Annotated in this window: 12 protein-coding genes; 8 read left to right on the top strand and 4 right to left on the bottom strand. The window is 60.2% G+C overall.

What is annotated here, in order from left to right; translation table 11 throughout:
* Positions 1–5 precede the first annotated feature (5 nt).
* Positions 6–1,190, bottom strand: a complete 1,185-nt coding sequence (locus tag ATJ78_RS14295) for a MarP family serine protease (protein WP_169923471.1) — start codon at positions 1,188–1,190, stop codon at positions 6–8.
* Between the two features lie 14 nt (positions 1,191–1,204).
* Entirely contained in the window at positions 1,205–2,308 is a 1,104-nt protein-coding gene (locus ATJ78_RS14290; RefSeq protein WP_245836340.1) for a glycosyltransferase family 4 protein, read from the bottom strand.
* 162 nt (positions 2,309–2,470) lie between these two features.
* Between ATJ78_RS14290 and ATJ78_RS14285 the strand changes: the two genes are divergently transcribed.
* The 4 genes from ATJ78_RS14285 (at position 2,471) to ATJ78_RS14270 (ending at position 8,292) form a co-directional block, all read left to right on the top strand.
* Complete coding sequence (locus tag ATJ78_RS14285) at positions 2,471–4,402, top strand: LGFP repeat-containing protein (protein ID WP_169923470.1); 1,932 nt, start codon at positions 2,471–2,473, stop codon at positions 4,400–4,402.
* A 71-nt stretch (positions 4,403–4,473) separates the two neighbouring features.
* Entirely contained in the window at positions 4,474–5,427 is a 954-nt protein-coding gene (locus tag ATJ78_RS14280; RefSeq protein ID WP_098408851.1) for a glycosyltransferase, read from the top strand.
* A complete protein-coding gene (locus tag ATJ78_RS14275) occupies positions 5,424–6,302 on the top strand; it encodes a glycosyltransferase (RefSeq protein WP_098408850.1) in 879 nt (292 codons plus the stop codon). The genes ATJ78_RS14280 and ATJ78_RS14275 overlap by 4 nt, the downstream gene beginning before the upstream one ends.
* 40 nt (positions 6,303–6,342) lie before the next feature.
* On the top strand, positions 6,343–8,292 hold the full coding sequence (locus ATJ78_RS14270) for a DUF6541 family protein (RefSeq protein ID WP_098408849.1): 1,950 nt from the start codon (positions 6,343–6,345) through the stop codon (positions 8,290–8,292).
* Here ATJ78_RS14270 and ATJ78_RS14265 read toward each other — a convergent pair.
* Positions 8,289–8,660 carry a DUF2304 domain-containing protein gene (locus ATJ78_RS14265; RefSeq protein WP_098408848.1) on the bottom strand — a complete coding sequence of 124 codons (372 nt, stop codon included), beginning with the start codon at positions 8,658–8,660 and terminating at the stop codon, positions 8,289–8,291. The two genes, ATJ78_RS14270 and ATJ78_RS14265, sit on opposite strands and share 4 nt — an antisense overlap.
* Positions 8,661–8,667: 7 nt before the next feature.
* Positions 8,668–9,372, bottom strand: a complete 705-nt coding sequence (locus tag ATJ78_RS14260; protein ID WP_098408847.1) for a glycosyltransferase family 2 protein — start codon at positions 9,370–9,372, stop codon at positions 8,668–8,670.
* Between the two features lie 68 nt (positions 9,373–9,440).
* Here ATJ78_RS14260 and ATJ78_RS14255 point away from each other — a divergent pair, with 68 nt between their 5' ends.
* From ATJ78_RS14255 to ATJ78_RS14240, 4 genes are read left to right on the top strand one after another with little or no spacing between them, the layout of a single operon-like run.
* Complete coding sequence (locus tag ATJ78_RS14255) at positions 9,441–10,049, top strand: acyltransferase (RefSeq protein ID WP_098408846.1); 609 nt, start codon at positions 9,441–9,443, stop codon at positions 10,047–10,049.
* Entirely contained in the window at positions 10,046–11,146 is a 1,101-nt protein-coding gene (locus tag ATJ78_RS14250; RefSeq protein ID WP_098408845.1) for a DegT/DnrJ/EryC1/StrS family aminotransferase, read from the top strand. The genes ATJ78_RS14255 and ATJ78_RS14250 overlap by 4 nt, the downstream gene beginning before the upstream one ends.
* Positions 11,146–12,135: a Gfo/Idh/MocA family protein gene (locus tag ATJ78_RS14245; protein WP_098408844.1), complete on the top strand. Its 990-nt coding sequence runs from the start codon at positions 11,146–11,148 to the stop codon at positions 12,133–12,135. The genes ATJ78_RS14250 and ATJ78_RS14245 overlap by 1 nt, the downstream gene beginning before the upstream one ends.
* Positions 12,136–12,138: 3 nt before the next feature.
* Complete coding sequence (locus ATJ78_RS14240) at positions 12,139–13,320, top strand: glycosyltransferase family 4 protein (protein ID WP_098408843.1); 1,182 nt, start codon at positions 12,139–12,141, stop codon at positions 13,318–13,320.
* The last annotated feature ends 1 nt before the right edge of the window (position 13,321 follow it).

The raw sequence follows: 13,321 nt of genomic DNA, 5'->3' as shown, positions 1-13,321 counted from the left end.
AGCTGTCAAGAGGTGCTGCACGATTCAGTCGAGACGGGAGAACTGAACGACCCCGCTTGAGCGAGTACCGGCGACAGCTCGGCCATGGACAGCGCGAAGCCCACGTCCGGCTGATTATCCGCTTTCGCGAAGATCATGCCGACAACAGCACCGTTCTTGTCAAGGAGCGGACCGCCCGAGTTGCCGTGCTGCACATGGGCCGCCAGGGTCGTCACCGATCGTGTCACTCCCGGCTCTCCGTAGATGGAGCTCACCGTCATGTCACCGGTGTTGACGACGGCGGCGCTTCTCGAGACGAACGGTCCTCCGAACGGGTAACCCTGGAAGAACACCGTGGCGCCGGCATCCGGAGTCGGATTAAAGGGGAGTGGCTCTGCGCCGAGGCCATCAACGTCGATGACGGCGATGTCCGCGTCTGCGTCGAAGTAGACGACCGATCCGGCTCGAGGCAGTTCGCCGGGGGTTTCCACGACAACGTCTGACGCTCCCGCGACAACGTGGGCGTTTGTCATGACGAGGCCATCGTCGATGACGAACCCGCTGCCGGCGCTGCGTGTTCCGCACGCGGGAGCGTTCGCCGTAATCCGCGTGACCGACTGCGCTGCCGCGTGAAGGGCAGGTGAGTCCGTGTTCGCGTCGGGGATCTCGATGTTGTCGGGAATGCCCGCCGCGTCGAGAACCGATGGAATTCCGTCGGTGATGACGAGACTCCGGAATTGCGAGATCGCGCCGAGCACCGGTGTTGGTGTCGCGTTCTCCAACGTTTTGAGAAGCGTTGACGATGCCATCGCCTGCGTCAGGGTAGGAAGCCCAAGGGTGCTTGTGCTCATGCCGAGAGTCATCACGACGAGCAGCGCGACGATGCCGCTGACGACGGCACCCAGCAACCTGTCGACGATACCCAGTTTGATCTTGCGAACGGGGCCGGCAATGAGCTTGCCCAGCCAGGACCCGAGGCTAATGCCGAGACCCACGAGAATGATTCCGCACGCGACGGCGAGAACGACGTTCCACCCCGCCGCCGGCACGTTTCCCGAGACGAGGGGCATGACAAGAAGCGCGACGATTCCGCCGACGATCATTCCGGCGATAGCACCGATCGTGTGGAGCATGCCTCGTTGCCAGCCGCCAATCACGGCGACGAGCAGTATTACGACGAGAATGACGTCGACGATGATTCCGGCGGTCATGTGCATTTCCCCGATCAGAGATCCGCGTGCAGGGACCAGATCGCTTCGGCGGCAGACCCCCAGCTAAAGGAGTGCCCTCTGTCTTGCGACAGAATCGTGAGGCGATTCCGCAGCTCGTCATCTTCGACGACCTGACCGATCGCTTCGGCGAGGCGTTCCGGGTACCCCTGGCCTTCGGCCTCGACGACGTGACCATAGCCACCGGCTGTTTCGAGAATCGCCGGGTCGTCAGAGTGAATCACGGGTGTGCCGAACGTGAACGCTTCCACAAGGGGAAGCCCGAATCCTTCTCCCACGCTGGGAAACACGAAGGCAGTCGCCCGTGACAGCACGAGTGCCAGGTCAGCGTCTGAGAGCTGCCCGAGCCCGGCCACGCGGCCTTCGGCAACTCCCGCTTCGTCCGCGACCGATTCGATCGTGAGCTCCCCCCATGTTTCCGGTCCGATGATGAGCAGTGGAATGTCCGGGGCAGTCGGGAGCGCCATCGCTGAGATCAGGTCGATGATTCCATGCCTGGGATCGAGCGATCCCTTCGCAACGATGTACTGCGGCGGCAACCCCAGCTCAAGCGCGCGCTGTTCGGGAACGATTGGAAGCCGCAGGGTACTCGGTGCTGCGCCGGCGACAACACGCACACGGTCTCCAAAGTCTGCGAGCTCGGCGAGCTGATCCGCGACAGCGTGCGTCGGCACGACGACGGCGTCCGCATACTTCTTCGCGCGCTTCAGAAGAGCCTTTTGTAACGCAACCGTTGTCGGCGTGAACGACTTCGGGTGCGTCCACGGAAGTATGTCGTGCACCGTGACGGTCGTCTGCGACCCACCATCACGATCATGCTTGACCAAAGGGGCCAACAAAGTGGGGGAGTGCAGCAAGCCTGTCGCCAGTGACGATCCACCGACTCCCATTTGCCAGGCCGCGCTGAGTTCGCGTCGCCGGAGCGCTGTCGGGGTGAGTCGCGCGAGCCCGCCGAGCCGATTTCTAACGTGCTCCGCGAGCTCGTCATCGTGTGCAGCAACTACGCCTTCCACGTCGCACCCAGACGGTGCGTGGCGAATGAGGGCGCGAGTGAGATCCCGGGTATACGAACCGAGGTCCCCCCTTACTGGGGGAACCATGTCCTCAACAATCACGCGCATCGTCACCATGCGAATGGCCCTCCCATCCCGAGTTTCTGCGGGTTCCGCGAAGTAGTCACCTGTCTAATCTAAGCGAAGGATCCGCGCCGACCACTTGTTATTCGTGTGGCGATTGTGAATGATGTGAATATTATGGGAATCATGTCAACACGCGTCAGCAGGATCAGCATGCGCACGATCGTGCTACTTGTGGTCGGAATCGTCACAGCCGCCGTGCTGACTGCGATGCCCATGGAAACGCAGAAGGCCGAGGCGGCGACGTTCGACGCCGGTCACATCATCGATGATGAGGTCTTCTACGATTCAACGACGATGACCGAGAGTCAGATCAGATCGTTCATCAACAGCAAAGTCCCGGCGTGTACCTCAGGCTACACGTGTCTTGATGAGTACAAAGAGAACACGACGGGCCGGTCCGCAGATTCATATTGCAAGGCGATTGCTGGCGGTAAGAACGAAGATGCAGCACGCATCATCTACAAGGTGTCGCGTGCGTGTGACATCAACCCACAGGTCATTCTTGTGACGCTGCAAAAGGAGCAGGGACTCCTCACTCACCACTGGCCTTCTGAGTGGCGGTACACGATTGCCATGGGCTTTGGCTGTCCGGACGGGGCGGACTGCAACTCGAAATATTTCGGGTTCCAGAACCAGCTCTACCTTGGCGCTCGACAATTCCAGATCTACCGCGCGTGGCCGAACTCCTTCAACTACGTCGCGGGCAAGACCAACAGCATCAAGTGGCACCCCAATTCGTCGTGCGGAACAAGCAGGGTCTACATCGAGAACCAGGCCACCGCGGGTCTGTACAACTACACGCCGTACCGTCCCAACCAGGCCGCCTTGAACGCCGGTTACGGAACCGGCGATTCATGCTCGTCTTACGGCAACCGCAACTTTTTCCTCTACTTCAACGACTGGTTCGGTAGCACCTACGCGGGACCCTCAGTACACCCAAAGCTGCAGACCTATTACACGCAGAACGGCGGTGCATCTGGGCTCCTTGGAAAGCCGACTAGCGAGGCAAAGTCGTACGCCGACGGCGGCGTGGGCCAGAAGTTCGAAATGTACGTGCTGTACCGAACCCCGCAAGGTCAGTACTTGCGGACAACTGGGACCGTCGGTGACGAGCATTGGCGGCTCGGCGGCGGTGGCGGCATGCTAGGTTACCCCTCCGGAAATTACACGAAGCACGCGAACGGCGGGCGAAGCCAAGCGTTTCAAAATGGCACGCTGTATTGGCACAACAGTTACGGCACCTACTACACGACCGGGGTTGTACGTACCAAACACGATCGTCTCGGCGGCGGTGATGGAGTGTTGGGTTTTCCATCAGGGGAGTACACAGTTGTCGGGTCTGGCCGATCCCAGGCGTTTGTAAAGGGCGGGATCTACTGGTCGTCGAGGACCGGAGCCAAGTTCATTCTTGGAGGCATGGCTAAGGAATACGCGGCCATGGGTGGGCCAAAAGGCGACCTCGGCTTCCCAACGAGCGACTACGTTACCCACAAGAGCGGGCTGCGATCGCAAAGCTTCCAGGTTGGCGACATGTACTGGATGGCGAATAGTGGTGGAGTTCGATACATCCTCGGTGGAATGGCGAACACGTACGCGGCGACCGGGGGCCCGTCAGGCGAACTCGGGTACCCGACGAGTGACTACGTCAAGAACAAGGATGGATCACGTTTCCAGAGCTTCGAGGTAGGCGACATGTACTGGGCGCCCGGGCGGGACGTGCGTTACATTCTGGGTGGAATGGCGAACACGTACGCGGCGACCGGGGGGCCGTCAGGCGAACTCGGGTACCCGACGAGTGACTACGTCAAGAACAAGGATGGATCACGTTTCCAGAGTTTCGATGTGGGCGACATGTACTGGGCGCCGGGGTTCAAGGTACGGTACATTCTCGGGGGCATGGCTGACACTTATGCTGAAGCAGGGGGTCCGGCGAGTGCACTTGGATATCCGACCGGCGACTACACGAAGCATAAGGACGGGTCTCGATCTCAACAATTTGAGCACGGGACGATGACGTGGGCGCCCGGGGGCGACGTCGTCGTTACTATCGCCTAGTGATGGAAACTTGACAGGAGCCTTGGGGTAAACTCGCTTAGCACTGCGTTCCTTGGACGAAAGGGCTTGGCTTGGTCAAAACGCCGCGGGTCACTGCTGTGGTCGTCGCCTATAACCGACGAGATCTGCTGGCGGAAGTTCTCGAAGCACTCGCCCAACAGGTTCGCCCTGTCGACTCCATTGTCGTGGTCAACAACGCTTCGACTGATGACACCTCAGCGGTCGTTCGTGAGGCTGAGTTGGGGGATTCGCTCGTTGAGCTGAGTGACAACACGGGGGGCGCCGGAGGCTTCGCTGTCGGTATGGCCGCTGCAATCGTCCGTCATGACGCTGACTGGATTTGGGTGATGGACGACGACACGGTGCCAAGCAAAACGGCGCTTCTGGGACTCATGAACGCGGTGAACCGGTACTCGAATCAGGACCTCGCGGCCGTGGGATCAAGGGTCGTATGGACCGATGGCAGCGAGCATCCTATGAATACTCCGCGAATGAATCCGTTCTCAACTGCAAATGAAACGAGCGCTGCGGATGCTGTCGGAGCGCTGCCGGTGCGTTCTCTTTCGTTTGTCTCCTCGATGTATCGTGCCGACGTAGTGCGCGGAGTCGGATATCCGATTGCTGATTACTTTCTCTGGAACGACGATTTTGAGTTCAGCACTCGGATTCTCCGTGGGCGTCGCGGGCTCTCGGTTCCTGGAAGCGTCGTCGTTCACAAGACGGCTCGACGTGGCGCGACTGACGACGATCCGGGAGAGCGCTTTCGATTCGAGGTGCGAAATAAGATTTGGCTGTTCCGCCACTCCGAAGCACTGAGTCCTCGCGAGAAGTTCCTCTACGGGATCTCTAGTCTGCTTCGTTGGGGTCGAACCGTGATGAAATCGCACGATCGTGCAACTCTCAAAACCGGATTCGCTGACGGGTGGCGAGAAGGGTGGCGGAGACGTCCACGTCGTAATACTGACACCCTCCGAAACAAGGGTGTTCCCAACGATGTCTTCGCCGAGCTGGGGCGAGCCGGGTGAGTACATCAGCACCCGAGCATGCGTTCTCGCTGCTACTCCCCGTATACGGAAACGATGAGCCTTCGCAGTTCGAGCGTGCATTTAATAGTTCAACTTCAGGACAGACACTCGTTCCTTCCGAGGTTGTGCTCGTTCAGGACGGTCCGATTCCAGCAGAGCTCGAGCAGTCTCTCGAACGAGTGATAAATGCATGTCCCGCCCCCGTTGTCCGGGTTGTCATCGAGGAACGAGGCGGGCTTGCTCGCGCTTTGACCGTGGGGCTCGAGCGCTGCTCGCACGACATCGTCGCTCGCATGGACGCAGATGACGTCGCGCTCTCCGAACGTTTCGAACGCCAAATTGTGAAAATGGCCGAAGGCTACGATCTAGTCGGCACTGGAATGTACGAGTTCGCCGATGACACAAGTGAAGTTCTTGGACGTCGCACTCCTCCAGTCGGTTCCGCCGAAATCGCGAGATACGCGCGGTTCCACGACCCGTTCAACCACCCGACGGTCATGTATCGCAAGGCAACGGTGGCTCGAGCAGGCAGCTACGAAGACATCGGACTGATGGAAGACTATTGGCTGTTCGCGAGAATGATTCAGACAGGTGCTCGGGTTGAAAATCTTCCCGAACCGCTGGTCATGTATCGCGTTGGTGCCGGGGCTTATGCACGTCGTGGCGGATCAAAGCAGTTCGAAGCGGAGTGGAATCTGCAGCGGGCGCTGCGGCGTATCGGGTTCACCACACGAGCGCAGTTCGTTCGCAACCTCGTCGTGCGTGGAGTGTATCGATTCGTCCCCGTCGGGATCAGGCGAGTGCTTTACCGCCGAATGATTCAGCGCGGATTCTCGGACGTTTCTGCGTCGTCGACGTCGGACCATACCGCATAATGTCGAACGTGCTACACACGACGAGAGGGAGAGTGCGGGTATGACGTGGCTGGAAGCCGTCCCCGTGGTACTGATCGCTCTCCTGATCATCTTTGTCCCCGGCGGTTTGATTGCCGCAGCGGCGGGCGCGAGACGACTTCTGCTTGCACTGGGCGCACCAGCAGTGACGATCGCGTTGCTGGCGATTACCGCGATCGTCTTCGCCAAGGTGGGTGTCCCCTGGTCGCTTGGTCCGCTTACCGGCACGTTCGTCGGCGTTGCGCTCATTACCTGGCTGGTGCGCCGTTGGGTGACGGGGACATGGTCGCCCGTTCCAGACCGACGCATTATCGGGTTCTCGTGGGCCTTCACTGTCGGCCTTGCCATTGCGGCGGTTATCATCGCGCTTCAACTCGGATTTTCATTCGGCGCGCCGGACCATGTATCGCAGACGTATGACGCACCGTTCCACCTCAACGGCATTCAGTACATCATCGACACTGCAAATGGCTCGTCGTTTCATTTGACTGGGCTCATTCTTCCGGCGGGACGCTCGACGTTCTATCCGGCCGCGTGGCACGACCTCGTCTCCGTTGTGGCTATGGCTGCCCCATGGGCCGAGCTGGTGGGGGTGGCAAATATGACGAACCTTGTGGTTGCGTCTGTCGTGTGGCCCCTCGGTGTGCTCGCCGTCGTCCGTCTGCTCTTTCCGGCTCGTCGATCTGCCCTGGTGATTGCAGGGGTCGCGGCGACGGCCTTTCCTCCCTTTCCTCTCGGCATGCTGGATTATGGCGTGCTCTTCTCGTACTTTCTGGCGCTCGCATTGCTGCCTGCAGGACTCGCACTTGGTCTGAGCCTCTTCAAACTCGTGCGAGGGAGGCGACTAGGCGCTGCAACGCTGCAGATCTTGACGTTGACGTGTGTCGTGGTCGCGATCGGTCTTTCACAACCATCGGTCGTATTCGGTCTTGGTCTTTTTGGGGTGGTCGGGCTCGCCGCGCTAGGCGTGAACGCGGTTCGGGCGGCGCGGTCCAACGGAGTTCGCATAGCGTGGATCGTGGGCATCATCGTGCTCCTGGGCGCCTACGCGCTTGTGTGGCGACGTATCGGACAGTTCGGCTATAACGCGCCGTGGCGTGATTACGGTTCGCTTCCCGAAGTGTTGATCGATGCTTTCGCTTTCGCCCGCGGGGATCGTCCGCTCGCGGTCATTATCGCGATCTTCGTCGTTGTCGGCATTGTGGCAATGATTCGTCGTGGACGCTGGTGGTTCTGCTTTATGTGGCTCGCGGCCGCGGGTCTCTTCGTCCTTGCCGGAGCATTGCCGCCCGGAGATCTCAGGAACATGACCCTGGGCATGTTCTACAAGGACACGCCGCGCCTTGAAGCGTTCCTTGTACTGCCGTCACTTGTACTTGCGGTTGCAGGTGCCGAAGCAGCGTGGGGCGCGCTTCGGCGCCGCATTCCGTCGACGTCCCCACGAACCGTAACGGCAATCGGGGTCATTGGGCTACTCGGCCTGGTCGCCGCAACACAGTTCACCGCGATGGTCTACGCAGTTCAGCACGCGTCGAACGCTTATCGTCTCGACGAGCGCTCTCGAATTCTGGACGACGATGAGCGTGCTCTGATCGAACGTCTGCCCGAGGAAGTTCCGGACGACGCTGTGATCGTCGGCAATCCGTGGACCGGGACCTCATGGGCGATGGCGATCTCCGATAGACGCGTGCTGAATCCTCATTTCAATACATCTCATGCTGAAGCACACGAGATTGTCAATGGAAAGCTGAATGAGGCAGTCGACGAGGCTGGCGTATGCGATGCCATAAAAGCAACCGGAGCTCGTTACGTGCTTGATTTCGGTGCGGATCGCTTCGACGGAAGCAGACTCGATGTGAAGACTTGGATCGGGTTCGAGGGGCTTCTCGATCTCGATGAGTCGTCTGCGGTTGAGGAAGTTGATCGTGAGGGCGACAAAGTGCTCTATCGCATCACTGCGTGCGGCCTTTAGCCGTCGGACTTCTTCTGGTTGTCTTCTCCTGCTTCAACATCGTCGATAGCCGCCTTTGCAAGCGTGATTTGCCGAGCAAGTTGAGTGATGCGGCGGTTTATCTGAACATTGCGGCGGTAGGTTGTCGACACGAAGACCAGAAAGGCAAGAACGAGCGCGTAGAGCAGGAGATCCGCTCCTCGTCCGACACCGATGAGGTTGGCGAACCACGTGAGCCAGGTCGGGAAGATGATCGACAGGATCGCCACGAAGACGAAAAAGCCGAGAAACAAGCGTCGAAGCGCAAGGTGGCTGTCGCTTCCCGTCGGGCGCGTGAAGAAGATGCCAACGGCGATGACGCCGATGACGAGAATGATCTGAATAAGCACGGTGCGCCTAACGGACGATGAGATCGACGAGGATGTTGATGGAGTTCAAGACGGACTGTCCCTTGGCGCGAGAGTAGTCCGTGTAGAGCAGCTCCACGGGATATTCCCGCCAGGGCAGCTTTGTACGACCGAGTTTCAGCACGATCTCAGTGGCGTGTGCCATACGGTCCTGTACCAGGGTGACACGGGCGAGTGCATCAGTCCGAATCACGCGCAGCCCATTGTGCGCGTCGGTGAGGCGCAGCCCGGTAGTCATATTGGTGACCCAGACAGCAGTCTTCAGAATGATCCGTTTGAGGATTCCTGGATTCGTGCGCTTGTCGAGAAAGCGCGATCCAAACACGATCGCGAGGTTGTCATTGCGCGCGAGCGCGAGCATCTCTGCAGCATCTACTACCCGGTGCTGCCCATCGGCGTCGAACGTGACGACGTATCGGGCTCCGGGTTGCGTCAGAACGTACTCGAACCCTGTCTGCAGCGATGCGCCCTGGCCGAGATTGACGGGATGTTGCAGAACTTTTGCTCCTGCACGACGTGCAGCTTCCGCTGATCCGTCCGTGCTGCCGTCGTCGACACACACGACGTTGCTGAACTCTTGGTGAAGGTCGCGAATCACTATCTCGATGACGCTGGCTTCGTTGAAAAGCGGGATAACAACCCATACGTCTGACGGGCCAGAACTCGCACTCGACGGGGGCGCGGGCGTTGTCATGGTTCCATTCTGACAGACCCGTTAGTCTGAGATGCGCGACCACACCGCCCTATGAAAGAGAGGCACTCGTGACTGCTCACGCGAATGTTCGCGTTATTGAGACCGCGGACGTAGCGGAGAGTTCGACGATTGGAGCTGGTTCCTCAATCTGGCACCTCGCGCAGGTGCGCGAGGACGCAGCGCTGGGGGAGAACTGCGTGGTCGGTCGAGGAGCCTACATCGGTACCGGCGTGCAGCTCGGCAACAACTGCAAGGTGCAGAACTACGCGCTGGTTTACGAACCGGCCGTGCTCGAGGACGGCGTGTTCATCGGGCCTGCAGCTGTGCTGACGAACGATACGTACCCACGAGCAATCAATTCGGATGGGACGCAGAAGTCGGCAGACGACTGGGAAGCGGTGGGTGTCACCCTCCGTCAAGGTGCCTCGGTCGGCGCGCGTGCTGTCTGTGTTGCGCCGGTAACGATCGGTCGCTGGGCGACCGTGGCCGCTGGCGCGGTCGTGACGAAGGATGTTCCCGATCACGCACTCGTGGCGGGCGTTCCTGCGCGGCGCATTGGCTGGGTGGGCACGTCCGGGCGTCCGCTCAGCGAAAGTGGCGGATACTGGGTGTGTTCCGAGACCGGCGAGACGTACGTCGAGATCGACGGAGAGCTGAAAGAGGTAACAAAACAGTGAGTGACGCGTTCATTCCACCGGCAAAGCCGATCATCGGAGTTGAGGAACGCGAGGCGGTCGATCGTGTGCTGCGGAGCGGCATGGTCGCTCAGGGGCCCGAAGTCGCGGCCTTCGAGACGGAGTTCGCCGAACACTTCGTGCCAGGACGCGCTGTCGTCGCGGTGAACTCGGGCACCTCGGGGCTTCACGTTGGTCTTCTGGCGGCAGGTGTCGGTCCGGGGGACGAAGTCATCGTCCCGTCTTTCACGTTCGCAGCGACAGGCAACGCCGTCGCTCTGACCGGGGCCACTCCCGTCTTCGTCGATATCGAGCCAGAGCAGTTCACGCTCGACCCAGAGGCCGTGGAAGCCGCAATCACCCCGCGCACAAAGGGGATCATGCCGGTGCACTTGTACGGGCACCCGGCACACATGCGAGAGCTGTCTGCCATCGCGGCCCGTCACAAGGTTTTGGTGTTCGAAGATGCAGCGCAAGCTCACGGTGCCTCGCTTGACGGCGTACCCGTCGGAACGTTCGGTAGCTTCGGCATGTTCAGCCTGTATCCCACGAAGAACATGACCAGTGGTGAGGGCGGCATGATCTCGCTCGACGATGACGAATTGGTTCGCCGCGCGCGTCTGCTGCGCAACCAAGGGATGGAGCGCCAGTACGAGAATGAGCTCGTCGGCTTCAACTACCGCATGACCGATGTGCATGCGGCGATCGGACGCGTTCAGTTGTCGAAGGTGGACAGCTGGACGGCCCAGCGTCAGGAAAACGCCGCGTTCCTTGACGCTCGGCTTGAGGGGGTCGTGACACCGCCAGTCGCTGAAGGTGCCGTGCACGTGTACCACCAATACACTGTCCGGGTGGAAGACGATCGAGACGGCTTCGTCGCCGCGTTGAAAGCAGAGCACAACGTCGGTGCGGGTGTGTACTACCCTGTCCCGAATCATCGTCTTCCGTCACTCGCGCACTTTGCTGAGGCATTGGAATTGCCGGAGACCGAGCGCGCCGCGTCGCAGGTGGTGTCGCTCCCGGTTCACCCATCGCTGACTAGAAGCGATCTCGAACGCATCGTTACTGCGGTGAACACCGTGGCGAAGGCAGGCGCGTAATGGTTGAAAAACTTCGAGCCGGTCTTCTCGGTGCTGGGATGATGGGCCGGCATCATGCTCGAGTGCTTCGTGAGGTCGAGGGCATCGATCTCGTGGCGATTGCCGACCCGGCCGGAGATCCTCACGGCGTGGCGGGCGGTCTCGAGGTTCTTCCCGATGTGGAGGGGCTGATTGCCGCGAGCATCGACATGGCTGTCGTCGCGGTTCCGACGCGGTTCCACGAGGATGCTGCCCTGAAGCTTGCCGCAGCGGGTGTGCATACGTTTGTCGAGAAGCCAATTGCCGAGACAGTTGAGGCAGGGCAGCGCATGACGAAGGCGTTCGCCGATGCCGGGCTGGTCGGCGCTGTAGGCCACATCGAGCGTTTCAACCCGGCTCTTCAGGAGCTGCGTCGCAGACTCTCCGCGGGTGAACTCGGCAACGTTTACCAGGTCGCAACGCGCAGGCAGGGCCCGTTCCCCGCGCGCATCGCCGATGTGGGGGTCGGGAAGGACCTCGCGTCGCACGATATCGATCTCACTGCGTGGGTGACGCAAAGCGACTACGATCGGGTGTTCGCGCAGACTGCATTCAAGAGTGGTCGCGAATACGAGGACATGATCGCGGTCACTGGTCGTCTCGCCTCGGGAGCCGTTGTCAGCCACCTCGTGAACTGGCTGAGCCCCATGAAGGAACGAATCACGGTGGTGACAGGCGAGAAGGGCGCGTTCGTGGCGGATACGGCGACTGGCGACCTCACCTTCTACGCGAACGGCACGATTCCGCTCGAGTGGGAGTCGGTGAGCGCTTTCCGGGGCGTCTCCGAGGGCGACGTGACACGATTCGCCTTCCCCAAGCGCGAGCCACTTCGTGTCGAGCACGAGGCGTTTCGCGACGCAGTGCTCGGGCAGGCGAGTGACGTTGTCACAATGCAGCAAGGGCTTCGTGCGCTTGAGGTCGTCGAGGCAGCGCTCGAGTCCGCGCGTACCGGTGAGGCACTTGCTCCCTAGCTAATGCGAATCACTATCGTTTCACGGATCTTCGCTCCAGAGCCCGGGGCGGCATCGTTTCGATTGGGTGCCCTGGCTCGTGCATGCGCGGAGGCGGGGAATTCTGTCTGTGTACTTACGTCCGCTCCGCCCTCTCAGCTGAATGCCGGCCTTATTGAGTTCCCCGACAACGTTCAGATAAAGCGGGCAAAGGTTCTGCGTGATCGCGCGGGCTATGTGCGTGGGTACGCACAGTACATGAGCTTCGACATACCGCTGATGGCGCGGTTGCTCTTTGCGCGACGTCCAGACATCGTTCTCGCAGAACCGCCCCCCACAACAGGCGCGGTCGTTCGGCTGATATGCGCAATGCGGCGAGTTCCGTACGCGTACTACGCAGCGGATATCTGGTCCGACGCGTCTCAGACAGCAGGAGCCCCGAGCTTCGTCGTGAAGATCGTGAGATGGCTCGAGAAATTTGCCATGCGCGGGGCGCAGCGCGTTTTATCGGTCAGCGACGGAGTCAGCGAGCGGCTTAGGGAACTAAGCGTCTCTAGAAATGTTCGCACGATCGGGAATGGTTCAGACCTCGCCGCATTTTCACTTGAGGGCCCGGCAAAGAATCTCAGGCGCCCGTACTTTGTATATACAGGTACCGCGTCTGAGGTTCATGGTGCCCGGATCTTTGCCGATGCGTTCGCGGACGTTCAGCGCGTCCGACCAGACGCAGCCTTGGTCTTCGTCGGGCAGGGAAGCGAGTTTCCTGTAATCAAGGAGATTGCCGCTGACTTGCCTGAAGGTTCAATCAGTGTCTTTCCCCGGACGACACCGAGCGAAGTTGCACGATGGCTGCGAGGCGCAGCGGCGGCTCTCGCCTCGGTGAAACCCGATAGTGGCTACGACTTCGCGTTTCCGACGAAGATGTACGCTGCGACAAGCTGCGGTACGCCGGTGATCTACGCTGGCACTGGTCCTGGAAAGGCGTTCATCGACACGATCGGTTACGGTATCGCCACTGATTACGATGTCGAATCAGTTGCAACATCGATGATTAGCATGCTGGAACGAGAACAAGCGCGCGCGGACCGACAGCGTGCTTCGGCTTGGGCGCGCGAGAATGTTGATATCGGAGCGATCGCCACCAGCGCCTGCAACATCCTTGAATCCGTCGCCTCAGAACACCAGAAGAAACTGACAAAACAGTGAT

Origin of the sequence: Paramicrobacterium agarici, assembly GCF_002563955.1 — a bacterium.
GTDB lineage: Bacteria > Actinomycetota > Actinomycetes > Actinomycetales > Microbacteriaceae > Paramicrobacterium > Paramicrobacterium agarici.
The sequence above is the reverse complement of the archived record's forward strand: the minus strand, read 5'-3'. Positions and strand labels throughout refer to the sequence as shown.